This is a genomic window from Isoptericola sp. NPDC056605 (genome assembly GCF_042792795.1).
GTDB lineage: Bacteria > Actinomycetota > Actinomycetes > Actinomycetales > Cellulomonadaceae > Isoptericola.
This window is the reverse complement of record NZ_JBHTVT010000001.1, coordinates 490067-512418: the sequence shown is the minus strand read 5'-3', so window position 1 is coordinate 512418 and position 22352 is coordinate 490067. Positions and strand designations below refer to the sequence as shown.

The 22352-nt window shown below is 70.1% G+C and carries 18 protein-coding genes; 9 read left to right on the top strand and 9 right to left on the bottom strand.

Going from position 1 to position 22352, the window contains the following annotated elements:
- Positions 1-102 precede the first annotated feature (102 nt).
- On the bottom strand, positions 103-2202 hold the full coding sequence (gene gyrB, locus ACFQ8Y_RS02310) for a DNA topoisomerase (ATP-hydrolyzing) subunit B (RefSeq protein ID WP_430549423.1): 2100 nt from the start codon (positions 2200-2202) through the stop codon (positions 103-105).
- Positions 2203-2644: 442 nt separating this feature from the next.
- Here gyrB and ACFQ8Y_RS02305 point away from each other — a divergent pair, with 442 nt between their 5' ends.
- Positions 2645-4204, top strand: coding sequence for an LPXTG cell wall anchor domain-containing protein (locus ACFQ8Y_RS02305; protein WP_430584474.1), 1560 nt, complete (start codon positions 2645-2647; stop codon positions 4202-4204).
- A gap of 83 nt (positions 4205-4287) precedes the next feature.
- Here ACFQ8Y_RS02305 and ACFQ8Y_RS02300 read toward each other — a convergent pair whose 3' ends face one another.
- From ACFQ8Y_RS02300 to dnaA, 5 genes are all read right to left on the bottom strand, one after another.
- Positions 4288-4782, bottom strand: a complete 495-nt coding sequence (locus tag ACFQ8Y_RS02300; protein ID WP_430549500.1) for a DUF721 domain-containing protein — start codon at positions 4780-4782, stop codon at positions 4288-4290.
- 100 nt (positions 4783-4882) lie between these two features.
- Positions 4883-6073 (bottom strand): DNA replication/repair protein RecF, encoded by a 1191-nt coding sequence (gene recF / locus ACFQ8Y_RS02295; RefSeq protein WP_430584473.1) that lies wholly within the window; start codon positions 6071-6073, stop codon positions 4883-4885.
- Positions 6074-6105: 32 nt separating this feature from the next.
- Positions 6106-6999, bottom strand: coding sequence for a phosphogluconate dehydrogenase (NAD(+)-dependent, decarboxylating) (gene gnd / locus ACFQ8Y_RS02290; protein ID WP_430584472.1), 894 nt, complete (start codon positions 6997-6999; stop codon positions 6106-6108).
- Between the two features lie 44 nt (positions 7000-7043).
- Positions 7044-8177, bottom strand: a complete 1134-nt coding sequence (gene dnaN / locus ACFQ8Y_RS02285; RefSeq protein ID WP_430549419.1) for a DNA polymerase III subunit beta — start codon at positions 8175-8177, stop codon at positions 7044-7046.
- Between the two features lie 648 nt (positions 8178-8825).
- Positions 8826-10241 carry a chromosomal replication initiator protein DnaA gene (dnaA, locus tag ACFQ8Y_RS02280; protein WP_430549418.1) on the bottom strand — a complete coding sequence of 472 codons (1416 nt, stop codon included), beginning with the start codon at positions 10239-10241 and terminating at the stop codon, positions 8826-8828.
- 407 nt (positions 10242-10648) lie between these two features.
- On the opposite strand from dnaA, the gene rpmH reads away from it, so the two are divergent.
- The 8 genes from rpmH to ACFQ8Y_RS02240 all read left to right on the top strand — a co-directional run bounded on the left by rpmH (position 10649) and on the right by ACFQ8Y_RS02240 (position 16604).
- Complete coding sequence (gene rpmH, locus ACFQ8Y_RS02275; protein ID WP_013840089.1) at positions 10649-10786, top strand: 50S ribosomal protein L34; 138 nt, start codon at positions 10649-10651, stop codon at positions 10784-10786.
- A 3-nt stretch (positions 10787-10789) separates the two neighbouring features.
- Positions 10790-11179 (top strand): ribonuclease P protein component, encoded by a 390-nt coding sequence (gene rnpA, locus ACFQ8Y_RS02270; protein WP_430549417.1) that lies wholly within the window; start codon positions 10790-10792, stop codon positions 11177-11179.
- The gene (gene yidD, locus ACFQ8Y_RS02265) at positions 11176-11499 is read left to right on the top strand and encodes a membrane protein insertion efficiency factor YidD (protein WP_430584471.1); all 324 of its coding nucleotides are present in this window, start codon (positions 11176-11178) and stop codon (positions 11497-11499) included. The genes rnpA and yidD overlap by 4 nt, the downstream gene beginning before the upstream one ends.
- Before the next feature lie 57 nt (positions 11500-11556).
- The gene (gene yidC / locus ACFQ8Y_RS02260) at positions 11557-12492 is read left to right on the top strand and encodes a membrane protein insertase YidC (RefSeq protein WP_430544843.1); all 936 of its coding nucleotides are present in this window, start codon (positions 11557-11559) and stop codon (positions 12490-12492) included.
- Between the two features lie 23 nt (positions 12493-12515).
- Entirely contained in the window at positions 12516-13046 is a 531-nt protein-coding gene (locus tag ACFQ8Y_RS02255) for a protein jag (RefSeq protein ID WP_430584470.1), read from the top strand.
- 76 nt (positions 13047-13122) lie between these two features.
- A complete protein-coding gene (gene rsmG / locus ACFQ8Y_RS02250; protein WP_430584469.1) occupies positions 13123-13785 on the top strand; it encodes a 16S rRNA (guanine(527)-N(7))-methyltransferase RsmG in 663 nt (220 codons plus the stop codon).
- A 289-nt stretch (positions 13786-14074) separates the two neighbouring features.
- Entirely contained in the window at positions 14075-15019 is a 945-nt protein-coding gene (locus ACFQ8Y_RS02245) for a ParA family protein (RefSeq protein ID WP_430584541.1), read from the top strand.
- A 166-nt stretch (positions 15020-15185) separates the two neighbouring features.
- The gene (locus tag ACFQ8Y_RS02240) at positions 15186-16604 is read left to right on the top strand and encodes a ParB/RepB/Spo0J family partition protein (RefSeq protein WP_430584468.1); all 1419 of its coding nucleotides are present in this window, start codon (positions 15186-15188) and stop codon (positions 16602-16604) included.
- Positions 16605-18838: 2234 nt separating this feature from the next.
- Here the strand turns inward: ACFQ8Y_RS02240 and trxA are convergent.
- From trxA to ACFQ8Y_RS02225, 3 genes are all read right to left on the bottom strand, one after another.
- Positions 18839-19171: a thioredoxin gene (trxA, locus tag ACFQ8Y_RS02235; protein WP_429762817.1), complete on the bottom strand. Its 333-nt coding sequence runs from the start codon at positions 19169-19171 to the stop codon at positions 18839-18841.
- A 34-nt stretch (positions 19172-19205) separates the two neighbouring features.
- A complete protein-coding gene (gene trxB, locus ACFQ8Y_RS02230) occupies positions 19206-20255 on the bottom strand; it encodes a thioredoxin-disulfide reductase (RefSeq protein WP_430549411.1) in 1050 nt (349 codons plus the stop codon).
- A gap of 106 nt (positions 20256-20361) precedes the next feature.
- Positions 20362-22299 carry a hypothetical protein gene (locus ACFQ8Y_RS02225; protein WP_430584467.1) on the bottom strand — a complete coding sequence of 646 codons (1938 nt, stop codon included), beginning with the start codon at positions 22297-22299 and terminating at the stop codon, positions 20362-20364.
- Positions 22300-22352 lie beyond the last annotated feature (53 nt).

Below are 22352 nucleotides of genomic sequence, written 5' to 3'. Positions count from 1 at the left end.
CTGTCCTGCGCCGCCGGGGCGCGGGTTCCGTCGTCCTCGAGATCATGGATGGGCTGACGTACAACGACGTCCGTACGAGTTGTACGGCGTCGTCGTCAGCCGCTAGATGTCGAGGAAGCGGACGTCCTTGGCGTTGCGCTGGATGAAGCTGCGGCGGGACTCGACGTCCTCGCCCATGAGCACCGAGAAGATCTCGTCGGCCGCGGCCGCGTCGTCCATGGTCACCTGCAGCAGCGTGCGGTGCTCCGGGTCCATCGTGGTGTCCCAGAGCTCGGTGTAGTCCATCTCGCCCAGACCCTTGTAGCGCTGGATGCCGTTCTCCTTGGGGATCCGCTTGCCGGCCGCGATCCCTTCCTTGAGGAACGCGTCCCGCTCGCGGTCGGAGTACACGTAGTCGTGCGGCGCGTTCGACCACTTGAGCCGGTACAGCGGCGGCTGCGCCAGGTACACGTGGCCGTGCTCGATGAGCGGTCGCATGTACCGGAACAGCAGCGTGAGCAGCAGGGTGCAGATGTGCTGGCCGTCGACGTCGGCGTCGGCCATCAGCACGATCTTGTGGTACCGGAGCTTCGAGATGTCGAAGTCCTCCCCGATACCGGTGCCGAACGCCGTGATGAGGGACTGGATCTCCTGGTTGGAGAGCGCCTTGTCCAGCCGGGCCCGCTCCACGTTGAGGATCTTGCCGCGCAGCGGCAGGATCGCCTGGTTGTGCGGGTTGCGGCCGCGGACGGCGGAGCCACCGGCCGAGTCGCCCTCGACGATGTAGACCTCGCAGTCCTCGGCGCGGTTGGACTGGCAGTCCTTGAGCTTGCCGGGCATCCCGCCGGAGCTGAGGATCCCCTTGCGTCGCGTGGCCTCGCGCGCCTTGCGCGCCGCGATGCGCGCCTGCGACGCCTGGATGGCCTTGCGGATGACGTCGCGCGCCTCCGTCGGGTGCGCGTCGAACCAGTCGACGAGCTTCTCGCGCACCACGCGCTGCACGAACGTCTTCGCCTCGGTGTTGCCGAGCTTCGTCTTGGTCTGGCCCTCGAACTGCGGCTCGCCGAGCTTGACGGAGATGACGGCGGTGAGCCCCTCGCGGATGTCGTCACCCGTGAGGTTGTCGTCCTTCTCCTTGATGATCTGCTTGTCGCGCGCATAGCTGTTCACCAGGGTGGTGAGCGCCGCGCGGAAGCCCTCCTCGTGCGTGCCGCCCTCGGTGGTCGAGATGGTGTTCGCGAACGTGTGCACCGACTCGCTGTACGCGCTGGTCCACTGCATCGCGATCTCCACCGAGATCTTCCGCTCCGTGTCCTCCGACTCGACGTCGATGATCTCGGGGTGGATGAGCTCGGACTTCTTGGCCGCGTTGATGTGGGCCACGTAGTCCGTGAGGCCGTTGTCGTAGCGGTACGTCACCGTCCGGACGGGGTTCGCGACCTCGGCGTCGGCGGCGGTGACGTCGGTGTCCGCACCCTCCGGGGCCTGGCCGGCGACCTCGTCGTCCGCGACCGCGTGACCTGCGCGCTCGTCGCGCAGCGTGATCTGCAGGCCCTTGTTGAGGAACGCGTACTGCTGGAAGCGCGAGCGGAGCGTCTCGAAGTCGTAGTCCGTGGTCTCGAAGATCGAGTCGTCGGCCCAGAAGGTCTGCGTGGTGCCGGTGGGCTCGCCCTCGGCGAGCGGCTCGAGCTTCTGCACCTCGGTGACGGGCTCGCCGCCGTCCCGGTACTCCTGGCGCCAGTGGAAGCCGTCACGCTTCACCTCGGAGACGAAGCGGGTGGACAGCGCGTTCACCACCGACATGCCCACGCCGTGCAGGCCTCCGGAGACGGCGTAGCCGCCGCCGCCGAACTTGCCGCCCGCGTGCAGGATCGTCATGACGACCTCGAGCGTCGGCTTGCCCTCGGTGGGGTGCATCGCGACAGGGATGCCGCGACCGTTGTCGCGGACCCGGACGCCGCCGTCGGCGAGGAGGGTCACCTCGACGCTGTCGGCGTGACCCGCGAGGGCCTCGTCCACAGAGTTGTCCACAATCTCGTAGACCAGGTGGTGCAGGCCCCGCTCGCCCGTCGAGCCGATGTACATGCCCGGGCGCTTGCGGACGGCCTCCAGGCCCTCCAGGACGGTGATGTTGCCGGCGTCGTACCCGCTCCCCGGTCCGGCGGCTCCGTTGGCTCCGTTGGCGACAGTGTCGGGACGGGGGGTGTCGGTTCGGTCTGCCACAGGCGGAGCTGCTCCTCGGTCGTCGTGCACGCGCCGACGCTTCGTGCAGTGTGCAGGCGGCGCGGCTCTCAGGTTCCGGGCTGCGCTCGACCGAGCCGTGCGAGAGGTCGCAGCACGACCCGGAATGACCGTCCCAGTCTACCTGCCAGAGGCAAGGAAACGGCGGATTGACGCCGCTGGAGGGAAGTTCCGCACACGTTGTCCACAGGTCGTGGACGACGGGCTCTCCACAGCCTTGTCCACAGGGTTTTCCTCAGGGTTGTCCACAGTTTGGGGGCGATCAGAGCCACTCCTCCGGAACGTCGGGTATTTGTGCTCTGACCGTTATCAACGACTCTCCCGATTTACTCCAAAACCTGGTGTACTACACGACGATTCCCCGTTCCGCACGTCGACTGGCGCGCGCCTGTGCACCGGTCACCACCGAAGGGACAACCCCACAGTGAAGAGGACCCTGGCAGGCGTCGCCGCGACGACGCTCGCCGTCGGAGGGATGCTCGTCGCCACCGCGGCGCCGGCCTCCGCCCACACCCCGCGAGTCAGCGACTCCTGTACCAGCCTCGAGGTGAAGCTCACCCAGTACCAGGGCGCCGACGTCGTCGTCACCATCGACGGCGCGATCGCCGCCGACGAGTCCTTCGGAGACTCGTGGCGCCGCACCTTCGAGCTCGACGGGTCGAAGGCCCACGAGTGGTCGGTGCAGGTCGACGCCCACGACGGCGACCGCTACGACTGGCCGCGCACCCCGGAGGAGGAGAAGGACGCGAAGGGCACGACGACGCCCTGTGTCCCCACGACGCCGGAGCAGCCCGAGGGCACCGACGTGCAGGTCGGGATCTACCTGTACCCGAAGCTCGACAAGGACAAGCCCTCCGCGTGGGAGAACTCCGGGAAGCAGCAGCTGCTCGGCACCACGCCGCTCACCGTCCCCGAGGACGAGCTCACGAACGACCAGCACTGGTACACCGAGCTCCCGGAGACGGACGCGCTCGACGACATCGACCTGTGCACCGGCTGGGGCATCCAGCAGGACCTGGTGCGCGGCGGCGTCGACGACTACACGATGCCCGAGACCATCACGTACCCCGACGGCTCGTCCATGGACGGGCACCTGGTCGACTGGCAGCACCAGGAGCTGAGCGACTTCGGCATCGAGCTGCCGTCCACCGAGGACTGCGCCACGCCGACCGTGCCGGAGGTCCCGGAGCCCCAGGTCGTGGTGCCGCAGGCGCCGGCCGCGCTGGAGATCTGCGGCGCGGACGCGTCCGACGTCATCCTCCCGGCGGACACGGGGGACGTCACCTACCTCACCACCGAGCAGGGCGTGCTCGCCGTGCCGACCGAGGGGCGCACCTTCGGCGACGACCTCGCCGGGTACACCCGCACCGAGGGTGGCGACGTGATCTTCCCGATCGAGCAGCTCGTCCCGTCGGAGGAGGACTGCGCGCTGGTCCCCGGTGACATCGGCGCGGTCTGCGTGGGCGACACGCCCTACCTGGACTACGGCGTCTCCCTGCCCGAGGGCGTCGAGGTGGACAACGACACTCCGCTGACCATCACGTTCCTCCACCCGGAGGGCGGCGAGAACTACGTCGCCGCCGACCAGCCGCTGGAGGGCGAGCTGCTGTGGCCGGGCGCCTCCGACACCGCGCCGAAGCAGTGGCCGGGCTGGGAGCAGCAGGACGACGGCTCCTACGTGGAGACCGACGGGAACTACGCCTGGACGCGTGACGACGTCGAGGTGCTCTTCGAGGTCAACCCGGAGTACTCGCAGATCGTGAGCTACCCCGAGGCCAACACCGAGTGCGCCAACCCGATCGGCGCCGGCGGCGCGGACGTGGAGGTCGTCGCGGACGACACCGACGTCCCGCCGGCCGAGGCCGAGGGTGCCGACGAGCTGCCGCAGACGGGTGCGACGGTCGGCGTCTTCGCCGGGATCGCCGCGCTGCTGATCGTGGGTGGCGGCGTGCTGTTCTGGCTGCGTCGCCGCATCCAGCACTGACGCACCGACGCACTGAGCGAACGACGGGCCCGACCGCACCAGCGGCCGGGCCCGTCGTTCGTCTCGTCGTCGCCCCCGAGACGTCAGCCGTAGGTGTCGCGGGGGCCGGGGCCGCGTACCGACCGCCGTCCGCGGCGGAATCCCGGCCCGGCAGGCCCGAGCACGGTGACCTGCTCGACCACGCCCTCGCCGACCTCTTCCTCGAGCCGGCGGAGCAGCGTCGGCACCAGCAGTCGCACCTGCGTGGCCCAGGCGGTCGAGTCGGCGCGCACGACGAGCACCTTCTGCTCGAAGGTCTCCGGCTGGCAGTGGTCGGCGACCTGGGCGCCCACCACCTCCCGCCAGCGCCCGATCACGCCGCCCACGGAGACGTCCGCCGTCCACCCCTTGTCACGCATGAGTCGCCCCAGCACCTCCGACAGGAGCTGGGGATCGCGGGCGCCCGGCCCCTGCCCGGACAGGCGCGGCTCCGCGAGGGGGGAGCGTCGCGCCGGCGAGCCCGGCCGGAGTCCCTTGGCCCGCGCCGCCGCCTTCGCGCGGTTGAGGGCCTCCCGCGCGACCGCCGAGGGCGGCGTCAGCTCGGTGCGGTCCTTGACCGGTCGCGGGTCCTCGCCGGACGACGTGCCGCCCGCGTCGTCGCCGTCGTCGGGGAGGTCGCCCACGACGCTCTCGCCGTCGTCACTCCGCACGACGCACCTGGCCGGGCGTGACCTCGAACCGCGCACCGAGCAGCCCCGGCGGGACGTCGTCGGGCACTGCGGCGGTCACGAGCACCTGACGTGCCGGCGCGACGAGCTCCGCCAGCCGTTCCCGACGTCGCACGTCCAGCTCGGCGAAGACATCGTCCAGGATCAGCACGGGATCCGCGTCCGTGTCGAGGTCGGGGTCCCAGAACGCGGCGTCCGGCACGTGCTCCGGCTCGTCGCCGCCGCCGAGCAGCCGGTACGACGCGATCCGCAGCGCCAGCGCGAACGACCACGACTCCCCGTGGCTCGCGTACCCCTTGGCCGGCAGCCCGCCGAGGGTGAGGACCAGGTCGTCGCGGTGCGGCCCGACGAGGCTGACGCCCCGCTCCAGCTCCTGGGTCCGCGCCTCCGCCATCGCCTCGAGGATCGCCTTCTCCAGGTCCTCCGCGGCGCGGGTCGTCCCGTCCGCCGTCCCCGGGACGCTGGAGCGGTACGCGAGCTCGGCATCCCCGTCGGCGTCGCTGACCTGCGCGTACGCGGCCGCGACGTGCGGCCGCAGAGCCTCCACCAGTGCCAGCCTCATGGCGAGGATCTGCCCGCCGAGCTGCGCGGCCCGTGCGTCCCAGACCTCCAGCGTGCTCGTGTCCACAGGTCCGGCACCAGACCGGCGTGCACCGCGCAGCGACTTCAGCAGCGCGGACCGCTGGCGCACCACGCGCTCGTAGTCGCCCAGCAGGCCTGCCGCCCGGGGGAGGAGCTGCACCACCAGCTGGTCGAGGAACCGGCGCCGACCGTCGGGGTCGCCCTTGACGAGCGCCAGGTCCTCCGGTGCGAAGAGCACCGTGCGCAGGATGCCGAGCACATCGCGGGCCCGGCCGAGCTGGCCGCGGTTCACGCGCGCGCGGTTCGCCTTGCCCGCGGTGATCTCCAGCTCGACGGTCGATGCCCGATCCCCGCGCACGATCCGGGTCCGGACCACGGCCCGCTCCGCGCCGGCCCGGATGAGGGGGGTGTCGTTCGCGACCCGGTGGCTGCCGAGTGTCGCGACGTAGCCGATCGCCTCGACGAGGTTGGTCTTGCCCTGGCCGTTGCGCCCGACGAACGCATTGGGGCCGGGTTCGAGCTCGACGTCCGCTGCGGCGTACGAGCGGAAGTCGAGGAGGGAGAGGTGGGAGACGTACATCTAACCTGCTCGGCGGCCTGGCACCGCCGGCCTCACTGCGCGGGCTTGACCGCGTGCCCACCGAACTGCTGGCGCAGCGCGGCCACGGCCTTCATCGCCGGGGACTCGTCCTGCCGAGACGCGAAGCGGGCGAACAGCGCCGCGGAGATCACGGGAAGGGGCACGGCGTTGTCGATGGCCTCGTCGACGGTCCAGCGGCCCTCGCCCGAGTCGTCGACCCAGTCGTCGATCGCTGCCAGCGCCGGGTCCTCCTCGAGCGCCTTGACCATGAGGTCGAGCAGCCACGACCGCACGACCGTGCCGCGCATCCACGCCTTCATCGTGCCGTGCACGTCCGTGACGATGTCCTTGGCCGCGAGGAGCTCGTAGCCCTCGGCGTAACTCTGCATGAGGCCGTACTCGATGCCGTTGTGCACCATCTTCGCGAAGTGCCCCGCGCCCACCTCACCGGCGTGCACGAAGCCCTCCTCGCGCGGCCCCTCGGGGCGCAGCGCGTCGAAGACCGGCATGAGTGCCTCGACGTGCGCGCGGTCTCCGCCGCACATCAGGCCGTACCCGTTCTCCAGGCCCCACACGCCGCCGGAGACGCCGACGTCGACGTACCCGATGCCGCGCTCCGCCAGCTCCGCCGCGCGGGCCTGGTCCTCCGGGTAGTGCGAGTTGCCACCCTCGACGACGACGTCGCCCTCGCCCAGCAGCGTGCCGAGCTCCTGCACGACGCCGCGCGTCGGGTCGCCGGCCGGCACCATCACCCACACGACGCGACGGTCCGCGGGCAGGGCGGCCACGAGGTCCGCGAGCGACGCGACGTCGGACACCTCGGGCCGCGGGTCGTACCCGGTGACCTCGATGCCGCCGCGGCGCAGCCGCTCGCGCATGTTGTTGCCCATCTTGCCCAGACCGACGAGTCCGATGTGGCTGACCATGGGTACCTCCGGGGACGGTGCAGGGCGAACGGGCAGGACGGCGCTCAGCCGGCGAAGCGGATCGGCACGAGCAGGTAGCGGTAGTCCGACGAGTCCTCGCCGTCGAGCGACTCCTGGCCGGTGAACTCCACCGGCTTGTTCGGGTGCGTGAACGAGAGCCGGACGAAGTCGGTGCCGAGCGCGCCCAGCCCGTCCAGCAGGAACTGCGGGTTGAACGCGACCTGGATGTCCTCGCCGACCAGCACCGCCTCGAGCGCCTCGGACGCCTGCGCGTCGTCGCCCTGACCGGCGTCGAGCACGACCTGACCATCCGTGAAGGACAGCCGGATCGGCGTGTTGCGCTCCGCGACCAGGGACACGCGCTTGGCGGCCTCGATCAGCGGCGCCGTGGCGACGACGGCATGGATCGGCGTCGCGTCCGGGAACAGCCGCCGCACGGGCGGGTAGTCGCCGTCGACGAGCTGCGACGTCGTGTGGCGGCCACCCGCCTCGAAACCGATGAGGTCGACGCCCTGTCCGGTGGACAGGCCGACGTTCACGAGGCCCCCGCCCCCGCCGAGCGACTTCGCGACGTCGGTCAGGGTGCGTGCGCGCACGAGCGCGACGGCCGAGTAGCCAGGCGTGGCAGGCGTCCAGGTGAGCTCGCGCAGGGCGAGCCGGTACCGGTCGGTGGCGATGAGGGTGATGCGCTCGCCCTCGATCTCCATGCGCACGCCGGTGAGCAGGGGGAGCGTGTCGTCGCGGCTCGCGGCCACGCTGACCTGCGCGACGGCGTGCGTGAGCGCGTCGCCGGTCACGGTGCCGCTCAGCTCGGGCATCTGCGGCAGCGCCGGGTAGTCCTCCACCGGCATCGTCAGCAGCGTGAAGCGCGAGGCACCGCACGTCAGGACGACCTTGGTGCCCTCGAGCGTGACGTCCACGGGCTTGTTGGGCAGAGCGCGGGAGATCTCGGCCAGCAGCCGGCCGGAGACGAGCACCGTGCCGGGCTCGGAGACCTCTGCCGGGATCTCCGCCCGCGCCGACACCTCGTAGTCGAAGCTGGACAGCCAGATGGTGCCGGCCGTGTCGACCTCGATGCGGACGCCCGCGAGCACCGGTGCCGGCGGGCGCGTGGGGAGCGTGCGCGCCGTCCAGGTCACGGCCTCGGCCAGGACGTCGCGCTCAACCCGGAACTTCATCCCACTCCTCGCGTTGTCGACCCTTGTCGATCGAAGCGGACGTGCGGGCGTGGGGTCGGTGGCCCAGGACCGGCCCGGACCGTCGACGTGACCCGACCTGCCTCGTCGTCCGAGCCAAACCCTACGCGAGACAGGGGCTCTTCGGCACGTGATCCTCAGGCCGAGGCGGGCCTCGCCCTGGATCGACGAGCCGGCCTGATGAAGGTGTGTGGAATTTCTTCTTGATCAATCGTTCGTCATCGTCATCGGGGTTGTGGAATCTGGGGATGACCGGTGTTTGCGCAGGTCAGCGCACTGGTCGGGGTGTGGAGGCCGTGGGGGCGCAACTGTGGACAACACCTTGGGCCTGTGGGCGACGGAATCTGTACCCACAGCCGTCCACCGATCGGGGCGTCGTCGTCCACGGATCCGAGGCTGTCGTCCACACACATCCACAAGTTTGTCCACAGGTGTGAATCTCTCTGCGGCGTGCGCGCTGGTCGTTGTCCACGATTTTGCTCCACAGGCCTGGGGACAGATGGCGCGCAACCGGCTGTTTCCGGGCATTCCCTTGTGGGTGGGCATGTGGAGAGACGCCGACGGGCCCGGATCCACAGCCCTGTGGAGAGCGTGGTCGGGCCCGTGAGGCGTCCGTCGTGCGGCGAGACGTCAGCCGCGGTGCTGCTGCTTGATGCGGCTCGTGAGCTCGGTCACCTGGTTGTAGGTGGAACGGCGCTCGGCCATCTGGCCCGCGATCTTCTTGTTGGCATGCATCACGGTGGTGTGGTCACGGCCGCCGAACTGCTGGCCGATCTTGGGCAACGACAGGTCCGTGAGCTCGCGGCACAGGTACATGGCGATCTGTCGGGCCGTGACGAGCACGCGCGAGCGGGAGGAGCCGCACAGGTCGTCGATCGTGAGGCCGAAGTACGCGGCCGTCTGCGCGATCACCATCGACGGGGTGATCTCCTGCGTGTCGTCGTCGGTGATGAGGTCCTTGAGGACGATCTCCGCGAGGGCGAGGTCGACGGCCTGCCGGTTGAGGTTCGCGAAGGCTGTGACGCGGATGAGCGCGCCCTCGAGCTCGCGGATGTTCGTCGAGATGCGCGAGCCGATGTAGCTCAGCACCTCGGCAGGGACGTCGAGCCGCTCGCTCGCGGCCTTCTTGCGCAGGATGGCGATGCGGGTCTCGAGGTCCGGCGGCTGCACGTCCGTGATGAGGCCCCACTCGAAGCGCGACCGCAGCCGGTCCTCGAAGCCGTTCAGCTGCTTGGGCGGGACGTCGGAGGTGATCACCACCTGCTTGTCCGCGTTGTGGAGCGCGTTGAACGTGTGGAAGAACTCCTCCATCGTCTGTTCCTTGCCCTCGAGGAACTGGATGTCGTCGATGAGGAGGACGTCGACGTCGCGGTAGCGGCGCTGGAAGGCCCCTGCGCGCCCCTCGCCGATGCTGTTGATGAAGTCGTTCGTGAACTCCTCGGAGTTCACGTAGCGCACGCGCACATGGGGATAGAGGTTGTGGGCGTAGTGGCCGATGGCATGGAGCAGGTGCGTCTTGCCGAGCCCGGAGTCCCCGTAGATGAACAGCGGGTTGTAGGCCTTGGCGGGCGCCTCGGCCACCGCGACGGCGGCAGCGTGGGCGAACCGGTTGGACGAACCGATGACGAAGGTCTCGAAGATGTACTTCGGGTTGAGCCGCGTCGGCTCGGCCGACTGCTTGGGACTCGGCGGCAGCGGAGGCGCCTCCGGCTCGTCGGGGACACCCGGCTCCGGGGGAGCGGTGTAGTCCTGCGACGGCCCTGTGAGGGTGTCGCTGCTCAGCTCGGGATCCACCGTGATGCCGAAGCGGATGTCGCGTCCGAGCGTGGAGGCCATCGCCGAGACGAGCTGGTCGCGAACGCTGGTCTCGAGGTAGGCGCGGGTCTGCTCGTGCGGCACCGCGATGAACACGGTGTCCTCCAGGATCGCCATCGGCTTCGCGAGCTTGATGAACGCGAGCTGCCGGGCGGTCATGTCCGGCCGTGCCTCGAGGGTGGCGAGCGTGTGTGCCCAGACGTCGGTGATGTTCTCGTCCGGCTGGGCCACGGGCGTCGTCCTTCGGGTCGTTCGGGATGGTCAGCGAGGTCGCGAGTCTGCCACGCCAGATCTCCGTCCACAGTGTTGTCCACATGCTGTGGAACCTGTGGACAAGGCTGTGGACGATGAACGTACCGGGCGGCCGGCGCGACGTCGCGCCGAGGTGCGTGAGGTCCTCCACATCGTAGCCACCGGCCGGTGCGGGTCGCCCCTGGGCGGGTTTGACCTGAGGGGTCTCCTCGGCGTAACGTCAGACAGCCGTTCCAGGTCCTTTCGCGCGCCCTTATCCGGGCTGCCGGTCCTCGGGTCGGCCCGGTCGGTGCTTCCACGTCTCGTACGCGAGGCCTGACCTGCGACAAGACCTGCATCGTCGAGGAAATGACGGTGTGCCTCCCCGACGTTTCTTGGAGTACCTCGTGAGCAAGCGGACCTTCCAGCCGAACAACCGCCGTCGTGCCAAGACCCACGGCTTCCGGCTGCGCATGCGCACCCGTGCCGGCCGCGCCATCCTGGCGAACCGTCGGCGCAAGGGTCGCGCCGAGCTCTCTGCCTGACGGATGCTGCCCGCGGCGCACCGACTGCGCCGTTCCGTCGACTTCGAACGGACGGTGCGCCGCGGCACGCGTGCAGGTCGATCGACCGTGGTGGTGCATCTCCTTGTCGACCCCGACGCCGGCCCTGAGGCCGGCGTCGGTGCTGTCGCGGGCCATGCACCGTCACAGGTCGGTCTTGTCGTATCCAAGGCCGTGGGGAACGCCGTGCACCGCAACCAGGTGAAACGCCGCCTGCGGCACATCGCGGCGGCGCACCTTCCCGCGCTCCCCGCCGGAGCCCGGCTGGTGGTTCGCGCACTGCCGGCCTCGAGCGGCGCCACGTACGCCGAGCTCGACAGCGACCTCACGAGCAGCCTCGACCGCGCCGTCGCGCGCGCACGGAGGACGACGTGACCGCCTCGACGCTCGACCGCGGGCGGAACATGCTGCGGAACCTCCCGGCCACCGTCCTCATCGGCGTCCTGCGCGTCTACCAGTCGGTGATCTCCCCGCTGACTGGGCCCACCTGCAAGTACTACCCGTCGTGCTCCCAGTACGCGATCATCGCGATCCGTACGCACGGCACGCTACGGGGAACCGGCCTCGCTCTGTGGCGGATCCTGCGGTGCAACCCGTGGAGCCTCGGCGGAGTCGACGACGTCCCACCGGCTCGTTCCCACCACGTCGATGTCGACGCGGCGGGTCACGAGCACCGCGGCGCAGCACACCACTGACCCTCCCGGACCGCGCCGCCGGGGACGCAGACTTTCCGACAGAGGAGACAATTCGGGATGTTCGACACCATCCTCTACCCCATCGAGTGGGTCGTGGCCTGGATCATGTACGGGGCTCATGCCCTGTTCACGACCCTCGGGATGCAGGACGGCCCTGGCTGGGCGTGGGTGTTCTCGATCGTCGCTCTGACGGTCGTCATCCGTATCGCGCTGATCCCCCTCTTCTTCAAGCAGATCAAGGCCTCGCGCGGGATGCAGATGATGCAGCCCGAGCTGCAGGCGGTGCAGAAGAAGTACAAGGGCAAGACGGATCCCGCGTCCCGTGAGGCCATGGGCCGCGAGACCATGGAGCTCTACCGCAAGCACGGCACCAACCCCATGGCGTCGTGCCTGCCGATCCTCCTGCAGTCCCCGATCTTCTTCGCGCTGTTCCGGGTGCTCAACAACCTGCAGGGCATCGCGGAGGGCACGCACAAGGCGATCGGCCCGATCGACCAGCGCATCGCCGGCGACATTGAGTCGTCGAGCCTCTTCGGGGCCCAGCTCTCCGACGTCTTCCGCACCACCGACTCGATGACGTCGCGCGTGGTCGTCATCTGCCTCATCGTCCTGATGAGCGCCACAATGTTCTTCACCCAGCGTCAGCTCACGATGAAGAACATGCCCAAGGCCGCCCTCGAGGGGCCGATGGCGAGCACGCAGAAGATGATGCTCTACATCCTCCCGGTGATCTTCCTGATCTCGGGCATCAACTTCCCCGTCGGTGTGCTGATCTACTGGGTCATCTCGAACCTCTGGTCGATGGGCCAGCAGTTCTACACGATCAAGAAGATGCCGGCTCCCGGCTCGGAGGCGGAGCGTCTCCTCAAGGAGAAGCAGGCGCGGAAGGCCGCGGCCAAGGGGGCCATCGAGGCGACTCCTGAGCCCGAGCCCGAGAAGCCCCGTGGGCAGCGCGAGCAGCCCAAGCGCAAGAACCGCCAGAAGCGCCGTTGAGCAGCGAGAGGAATCGAACACCGATGACGACGGACACGCCGGTGGAGCAGGGCCCCGACCGTACGAAGCGCCTCGAAGAGGAAGGCGAGATCGCGGCGGACTACCTTGAGGAACTCCTCGACATCGCCGACCTCGACGGGGACATCGACCTCGACATCCAGCACGACCGGGCCGCGGTCGAGATCGTGGCTGACGAAGACGAGGACCTGTCGGCTCTCGTCGGGCGTGACGGCGAGGTGCTCGAGGCGCTGCAGGAGCTCACCCGGCTCGCCGTTCAGGCGCGTACGGGGGAGCGGAGCCGGCTGATGCTCGACATCGCCGGGTTCCGCTCGGCGCGTCGGCAGGAGTTGACCGTGCTGGCCGAGGGCGCGATTCGCCAGGTGCGCGAGTCTGGTCGTGAGGTCGAGCTCGACCCGCTCAACGCCTTCGAGCGCAAGGTGGTGCACGACGCCGTCGCGGCGGCGGGCCTGGTCAGTGATTCGCGAGGCGTGGAGCCGTCACGGTACGTGGTGGTCCAGCCGGCCTCGGAGCAGGACGCCGCGCCGGAATCCTGAAAGACGATTCGAGAGCCCGTTGTTTCACGTGAAACGACGGGCTCTCGGCATGTGGTGGCAGTGCAAGGGAGAGATCATGAGCGACGAGACACGGGCCCCGACGGGCGACGATGACGCCGAGCTCGGTCGGAGCGACGCTGTGCGCGCGTACTTCGGGGACCGGTACGAGCTGGTGGCGCAGTACGCCGCGAGCCTGAGGGACGAGGGCGAGCTGCGCGGCCTGATCGGTCCACGAGAGGTCGCACGGCTGTGGGAGCGGCACATTCTGAACTCGGCTGCCGTTACTCCCTACCTCGGCGACACGCGTTCGGTGGCGGACATCGGTTCGGGCGCGGGTCTGCCGGGGATCGTGCTGGCGATCCAACGCCCGGACGTCGAGGTTCATCTCATCGAGCCGATGGAGCGTCGGACGGCGTGGTTGCAGGAGTGCGTCGAGAGCCTGGGCCTGGAGAACGTGCAGGTGAAGCGGGGTCGCGCGGAGGAGTACCACGGCGCCTTCGAGGTGGACGTCGTGACATCGCGCGCGGTGGCGGCTCTGAGCAAGCTCGCGCGGATGAGCCTTCCGCTCGTTCGGAAGGGCGGTGCGATGGTCGTGCTGAAGGGCCGCAACGTCGAGCGAGAGATCGAGCCGGCGCGCAAGGTGCTGCGGTCCTTCAAGGCTGCTGAACCGGAGATCCTCGAGGGCCGCACGGTCGACAACGTCGAACCCACGACGATCCTCCGCGTGCGGCGCTCCTGACTGTCGTTGGTCCTCGGCCCGTGGACGTTCTGCCTGTCCACGGGCCGGAGTTTTGACCCGTCCGGACGTCGGTGAGGCCGTAGAGTGAGCGCGGAGCACCGGGCCGTGGCGTCGTACGTGCCGCGACTCGGGTGCAAGTCCCTGTGACGAACCGGAGGAGTGGCACGTGAGCACGAGTACGGAGCACGTCGACGACGTCCCGCAGAACGATGGGACCGCGACGGCTGATCCGCACGTTTCACGTGAAACCGCGCCCGCCCTGTCGTGGGCCCAGGGAGCACTTCCTCCTGTGATCGACGGTCATAGGGCGGCACTCGTCGCCTCGGTTCCTGAGGCCGACGAGTCCACCCCCCTCGCAGCGCAGCTCGCCATCGACGCGCGGCGCCGGATCGAGCTGCAGGGTCGGCAGTTCCCCCGCCCCGCTCGTACCCGGATCATCACGGTGGCGAACCAGAAGGGTGGCGTCGGCAAGACCACGACGACGGTGAACATTGCCGCCGGCCTGGCCCAGTCGGGACTGAAGGTGCTGGTGATCGACAACGACCCCCAGGGGAACGCCTCCACGGCGCTCGGGCTGGAGCATCGTGCCGGGACGCCGTCGATCTACGAGGTACTCGTCGAGGATGAGCCGCTCGCCAACACGGTCCAGGAGTGCCCGTCGGTTCCCGGTCTCTATGGGGTGCCGGCAACCATCGATCTCTCCGGGGCCGAGATCGAGCTCGTCTCTCTCGTTTCACGTGAAACACGTCTGCGGCGGGCGCTCGACGCGTACCTGTCCGAGCGGGAGGAGCGAGGCGAGGAGCAGATCGACTACGTGCTGGTGGACTGCCCCCCGAGCCTCGGCCTGCTCACGGTGAACGCGTTCGTCGTGGGGCGCGAAGTGCTGATCCCGATCCAGTGTGAGTACTACGCGCTCGAAGGGCTCAGCCAGCTCCTCAAGACGATCGAACTGATCAAGGCGCACCTGAACCCCGAGCTTCGTGTCTCGACGATCCTCCTCACGATGTATGACGGCCGGACGAACCTGGCACAACAGGTCGCGGCGGAGGTGCGCGAGCACTTCCCCGACCAGACGCTCAGAACGACCGTCCCGCGCTCGGTCCGCATCTCTGAGGCCCCGAGCCACGCGCAGACGGTCATGACCTACGATCCGGGCTCGACGGGATCCTTGGCCTACCTCGAGGCTGCCCGAGAGCTCGCCGAGCGCGCGCCGCAGCGCTCCGACCTGCGATGAAGCCGGGTTCTGCCGCGCCCCCGTCGCTGGCGCGTGCGATGGTGAACGTGCTCGTTGTCGCAGCCCGTGATGGGGCTGGCGAAGGTTCCTCGTCGGTGCGGAGGCGGGGCGGAAACTTCAGGACGAACAGGGGAGCGGGGAGCCGGATGGTTCAGGAGGCTGGAGCATGAGTCAGAAGAAGCGTGGCCTGGGGCGCGGGCTCGGCGCGCTGATCCCGTCCGGGCCCGAGGGCGACCGTCCCGTCGACGTCTTCTTCCCTGCGGGCGAGGGTCGCGACTCGACGGAGAGCGGCAGCACGGTCTCCACGGTCGGCGCGGACCGTCCTGCTGGCGAGAACGGCGAGGACGCAGGCCGTACTTCGCGGCGCTCCGCCTCGTGGGACTCCGCGATTGCGGGCGGTCGGCTGAGCATCCGAACGGGTGGCGAACCGCAGGCGAAGGGGTCCGGCGCCGGAGGTTCGGGCGCCCCTACCTCGGTTCTGACCGACGAGCCGGTCGCCACGACGGGTGAAGGTGGGTCGGGCGCCGAGCGTGTGGCGGACGAGTCGCTGGGCGCTGACGGCCTGTCGCTGGGGCTGATCACGAGCATCGAGTTCCCGGACGTGGACGAGACACCTGACTCGTCGTCGGACCACGGGCCCTTGGATGGGGCGGGGAGTGCTCCGGAACAGCCTGCGACGGAGGACGCGTCAGGCGCGGACGATGAGCTCGCTGCCCCCGTTTCACGTGAAACGGAACTCAAGCCGGTTCCGGGGGCCCGGTTTGCAGAGATCTCCGTCGAGTCGATCCGTCCCAACACCTGGCAGCCGCGAACCGTCTTCGACGACGGCGACCTCGACGAACTGGTGGCGTCGATCTCGGAGATCGGTGTTCTTCAGCCGATCGTGGTGCGTCCTGACGCCTCCGACCCGGACCAGTACGAGCTCATCATGGGTGAGCGACGGTGGCGTGCGAGCCAGGCTGCAGGCCTCGACACGATCCCGGCGATCGTGCGTGAGACCGATGACAGTGACATGTTGCGGGACGCGCTCCTGGAGAACCTCCACCGCGCGGCGCTGAATCCACTGGAGGAGGCAGCCGCCTACCGCCAGTTGCTGGACGACTTCGGGTGCACCCACGAGGAGCTGGCGACGCGGATCGCGAGGTCTCGTCCGCAGATCTCGAACACTCTTCGTCTCCTGAAGCTGCCGCCCCTGGTCCAGCGCCGGGTCGCCGCGGGGGTTCTCTCGGCAGGTCATGCGCGCGCCCTTCTCTCGCTCAGCGATGGGGCAGAGATCGAGCGGCTCGCTCAGCGCATCGTCTCCGAGGGGCTCTCTGTGCGAGCCACGGAGGAGATCGTCACGCTCCTGACCAGCGGTAACACCGATGTGCCGGGCCGACGTGCACCGCGCGCGGGTCAGCGCAGCGAGGCGATGGACGAGCTCGCGACGCGACTGGCGGATCGGTTCGAGACCCGCGTCAAGGTGAGCATCGGGAAGACGAAGGGCCGCCTGACCGTGGAGTTCGCCTCGGTCGAGGATCTGAACAGGATCCTGGGAGTGATGGCGCCCGAGGACCCGGGCCTCCTGCGGTCGGGACCCGCCTGACAGTCGGCAGCAGCGGACGGGCATCGCTCCTCAGAAGGAGCGATGCCCGTTCTGCGTCGCGGAGAACGAGGGTCCGCGAACTCGTCGTCCACGGCCCAAGGGGGTAGGGCCCGAGAACCGGGGACGCGCGGCCCCGCGCGTGCGGAGCGTGTTCCTCGTTCACGGTGATGGTGCGAGCGGGCCACGCCGTCATGTTTCACGTGAAACGCGGGCCAGGCAGAACCCACCGGCGGCCGTACGGTGTCGTGGCGGGGGAGGTGATCGTGGCGGCGCGTGTCCGGTGCTGGCCGGATCAGACGGTCCAGGTCGTGCCCCAGCATCCACGATGACCTGGGCGGAGTAAGCGCTGACGTCCGACGGTGTAGCGACGACGGTGCGCAACGTTCTGTGAAGCGAGCGGAGTCGATCGACGCCCGGTGGCGCGCGTCGATGCCAGGGGGTTCGGGGAGCTGACCTGCGTCGACATCCCGCACGCGGAGCGGGGTTCCGGTCTCGTTCCGGTAGGCACGCGTCCGCAGCGCAGCGATCTCCCGATCCCAAGGCTCGTGAGTGCGACCCAGGTGGCCGGAAGGGCTCCGGCGCTCCGGCGTACCAAGGGTCGGCATCGCATCGGAGTCCGAAGAGCGCCGCACGACCTGGCCGAATGCGCGCAGTCCCGGAACAGGCTCTCGAGGCGGAGTGGTCCATGGATCCATGGGTCCGCGGGGGAGTGCACGGGTGTCGGCCAGGCCGCTTCCTCGTGAGAGGCGGGACGAGGTTGGGCACACCCGGATGCCTTGGCGAGTGCGGAGGGGGCGGCGACCGCCCTGACTTGGCCCGCACGGCCTGGCGGCAATCGCAGACTGCGCTGGCCGTTCCACGTGAAACATCAACCGGCACCAGCACCGGTTGGCCGTGGGGCCGATGAGGGAACGCGCCGGGCCTTCCACTCAGACGCGTCCTCGATGTCTCACGTGAACCCCAGCCGTGGAGTCGTGCGGGTGGCATGAGGACGCGTACTGGCTCCTCCCTGGTGCGCTGCAGCAACCAGAGCCGGCAGGTGGGCGGGCGGCTCCAGTGCGCGAGTCAGGGACGCCGGACCGTGGGGTCGGGACCGCGGGCATGCCATCCATGCCTGCTGTTCATCGACAGGTGACCCACGAAGAGGGGGGCCATGTGTCTGCGAGCTCGATCAATCTCCGCCGCCGGGCGCAAGCAGACGTCGGATCGGCGCAGGTCACGGGCCTGGCCGCTGCACCGAGTCGGTACGCCGTGCGGCCGCTGCCGACCCTGGTGGGGGCGAACCCGGACGTCCGCACCGGCACGGAGGTCGGCTCGGAGCATCGGCGACGTCATCCGATCGGGAGGTCAGAGGCGAGTCGCGGGATCTCTGACTCCCCGGATCATGACGCCGAGACGGCGACGACGATCCGACAGCTTGGGTCGACCTGAACGAGGAACAGAAGAGATGTGCGGGTGCGGAGGGGCCGGGCCCACCGGCTCCGATCATCCGTGCGGGTCGGACCGTGGCGACGATGGCGGCGGGCGGCGTCGCAGCGGACGGGACAATGCATCGCCGTGATGAAGCCGCGGGACTTCGTGGCGGGCACGACCCGTGAAACGTCAGGTCCGCTCGTGCACAGACTGCCCGGGCGACGCCGGCGCTCACGACTCTGGTGCGTCTGGCGACGGTCTACCGACTCGTCCAGGCCTGGGGGAGCATCGTCGCTATCCCGTCATACAGCCGGATTCCGGGCAGACGCGTCGAACCGGCGCCGCCGTGATGGCCGACCCAGTCGGTGACGCAGTCCTACGACTGGTCGTCGGACACGGGCGATCGGCACTGGAACAGGGTCGACGGCCGGCGGACCCTTCGGTTCAGGGCACGGGCTGGAGACACCGGCATGGTCGGCCCGTGTGGGCGGGCGAGCGCTTGGGGAGCGGGGGTTCGCGTTCGCGGGCAGAGCTGGCAAGGACTCGGCACCGATCACCGTCTGTCGCGGTGTCCCGCGCGGATCGACGACGGCGCCCGCGACGAGGAGTGGCCGATGGGTGCCGGTGGCCTGCTGACAGGATTGCGGTGGTCGGGGTCGGCGCGACCCCAGACGGGAACCGTCAGCTCCGGGGTGGCCGAGCCGTCAGGGACGGCGGGCCGAGCGGCGGTGTTCGTGCCCGGCCGCCCGAGCACATCCAGCCGGGCATGACGAAGGCCGCCCCTGTTTCACGTGAAACACGGGCGGCCTTCGTTGAGGTGATCAGGCGCTCGGCGCGAGGACCGCCTCGATCTCCTCCTGCAGAGCGCGCTTCGGGCGCGCACCGATCACGGACTTCACGAGCTCGCCGCCGGAGTAGACGTTGAGCGTCGGGATCGACGTGATGCCGTAGGCCATCGTGGTGGCCTGGTTGGCGTCGGTGTCCAGCTTCACGATCTTGATCTTGCCCTCGTACTCGTCCGAGAGCTCCTCGAGGATCGGGGCCACCATGCGGCACGGGCCGCACCAGGTCGCCCAGAAGTCGACGAGGACGGGGACGTCGGACTCGAGTACCTCGGCCTTGAACGTGTCGTCGGTGACGGCGACTGTAGCCATGGTTCGCTCCTTCGGGATCGGTGGGGGAAAGGGGTCAGCCGGCGACGGAGTCGAGCGCGGCGGGGAGGCCGTCGGGGTTGGGCACGGCAGGGGTGCCGGCGAGGGACTGCTCGCCCTCGGCGTCAGCCACCTCGGTGAGGTAGGCCTGCGCGTCGAGCGCGGCGGCGCAACCCGAGCCGGCCGCGGTGATCGCCTGGCGGTAGGTGTGGTCCACGGCGTCGCCGCAGGCGAAGACGCCCGGCAGGTTGGTCCGCGTGGAGCGGCCCTCGACGAGGATGTAGCCCTCGTCGTCGAGGTCGATCTGGCCCTTGACCAGGTCGGTGCGGGGGTCGTGACCGATCGCGACGAACAGGCCTGTGGTGTCGAGCTGGCGCTCCTCGCCCGTGACGGTGTCACGCAGCGTGAGGCCGGCGACCTTGTCCTCGCCGGAGATACCGGCGACCTCGCTGTTCCAGGCGAACTCGATCTTCGGGTCGGCCTGGGCCCGGTCGGCCATGATCTTCGAGGCGCGGAGCGAGTCGCGACGGTGCACGATCGTCACCTTCGAAGCGAAGCGCGTGAGGAAGGTCGCCTCCTCCATCGCGGAGTCTCCGCCGCCGACGACGGCGATGTGCTGGTCGCGGAAGAAGAACCCGTCGCAGGTGGCGCACCACGAGACGCCGCGGCCGGAGAGCTGCTTCTCCTCGGGCAGGCCGAGCTCGCGGTACGCGGAGCCCGTCGCGAGGATGACGGCGCGCGCCTTGAACGTCTCGCCACCGCCGGTGACGACCGTCTTCACGTCGCCGGTGAGCTCCACCTGCTCGGCGTCGTCCCACAGCACGCGGGCACCGAACTTCTCGGCCTGCTCGCGCATGGCCTCCATGAGGTCCGGCCCCTGGATGCCGGCGGGGAAGCCGGGGAAGTTCTCCACCTCGGTGGTGTTCATGAGCGCACCACCGGCGGTGACGGACCCCGCGATGACGACGGGTGCCAGACCAGCCCGCGCGGCGTACACGGCCGCCGTGTAGCCGGCCGGGCCCGAGCCCACGATGACGATGTCGTGCACGGTGGCCTCACCGGTGGTGTTGGTCGGCTGATCGGTCACGTTCTCTCCTGCTCGTCTGGTGGTCTTTCGCGTCCTGAGGCGCCATCGCCCTCAACACCCCGACGGGGTGTGGTGTTCCCGGGCGACAGGCGTCGCCCGGGAACGGTCACGAGAGGACGATCTCGTTGAGCTCCAGGTAGTTCTTGCCGTTCGTGCTCGGCAGCTCCGTGATCCAGATGACGAAGGAGTCCGCCACGGTCTCCTCCTTGAGGTCGAGCTTCGTCTCGGAGCTGAACGAGCCCTCGGCTAGCACCGGGCCGTCGGTCGGCTTGTCCCGCGACGTGGCGCGGATCTCGACGCGCCCACCCTCGGAGTTGGTGTTCAGGGTGATGGAGGTGACCGGTGCGGCATCCTCGAGCTCGACGACGTAGCCGAGGCCGGAGCGCAGGCCGGCGAAGTCCGGGGTGTTGAAGTACATCGTGTACCAGAAGGTGGACGGGTCGCCGTCGTACGCGAGGTCCACGGCCTCGGGGTGCTGGCCGTCACCCTCGGGGTCGAGCTGGTCGCCGGACTGGATGACGGGGCGGACCTCCGGCGTCTCCGACGCCTCGCTGGACTCTTCGTCCGTGGGCTCCTCGGCCGCTGCGCCGCCACCCGCGTCGTCGGTCGCGACCGGCGACTCCGCCGCCGGCGGAGAGGACGGGGACGACATGACCTTCGAGACGGCCCACAGGGCGCCCGCGAGCACGAGCACGACGACGAGGCCGAGCACGATCGGCGTCGGGTTCACACCACGGCGCTTGGGAGCCGGCGACGACGCGAAGCCGCCGGTATCGGTGCGGGGCTCACCGCCACCGGGCGGCGGAGGGACGGGGGCGTGCGCGGTCTGCTGGTGGACCGGGGCACCCTGTGCCGTGGGGTACGCCTGGTTGCCGTAGGCCGCCGCGGGCGCGGCGCCGTACGCCGCCACGGGCTGCTGCGCCGGCGCGGGCTGCTGCGGGACGGGGGCCATCGCGGCCGTTGCCTGCACGGGCGGGACGGGAGCCTGAGCCGCGGTAGGCGCCGCGACCGGCGGGATCGCCTGCGTGGACTGCGCCGGCACGGCCGCAGCGGCAGCCGCGCCCGCGGCACCACCGACGGCAGCGGAGCGGGCGATGCGGCCGCTGGCCGGCCGGCGGACGGGCGGGGCCGGCGGGGGCGTGCCCGGCAGGGCGGCGCCCGTCCCGACCGCGCCCATGACGGAGGAGCGCACCGGCGGCTCGGTCGACGGCTGCACGAACTGCGGGAGCGCCGCGACGACGGACACCTCGCCCCAGGGCGCCAGCGCGGCGACGACGTCGCCGGGCGTGGCGGGGGCGTCGGGGGAGTCGGAACCGAAGGTGCGGCGCACCAGGGAGTCGAGCTCGGGGTCGACGTGCGGCACCAGCGTCGACACCGGGACCACGCCGTGCTCGTCGCGCTGCGCGGGCAGCGGGCGCACGGCGTCGGGGGCGATCCACGGCTCGTCGAGCGAGTCGCCCGGCCACCGGGCCGTGAGCGCGTAGTAGGCGAGGGCGACGAGGTCGCGTGCGTCCGCGGCCGCCGCGCCGGCGCCCGTGATGTGATCCCGACCGCCGTCGACGCCGGCGAGCGCGGCGTCGATGCCGAGCCCGGTGACGACGACGCGGTGGCCGTCCACCCGCACGGCCTCGGGCCGCAGCGCCAGGTGGTGCACGCCGCGCTGCCCGGCGGCCTCGAGCGCCGCGGCGGCCTCGCCGACGACGGCACGAGCCTGCTGGGCGTCGACCAGGCCCCCGGAGACGACCTCCGTGAGCGACGAGCCCCGATAGGGCTCGGAGATGATGTAGCTGCGCTGGCCCGCGCCGAGGTCGGTGCTGCCGACGTCGAGCACGCGGGAGAGCCGCGGGTCGGCGACGAGCGCGGCCCGGCGCGCGGCGTCGAGCGCCGCCGACGCGTACGGGCCGTCGACGAAGGTCACCCGGACGGGACGGTCCAGGATCTGGTCGTGCGCTTCCCACGCCTCGGCTGCTGCGAGGTCGGTGGCAGCGAGCTGTACGAGCCGATAGCGATCGACCATGACGGTCCCGGGATGGGCGGTGCTCACCTGTGCTCCTCGGTGGGGGTGCGGGGGGAGAGGGTCCTCCGGTCCATCGGACC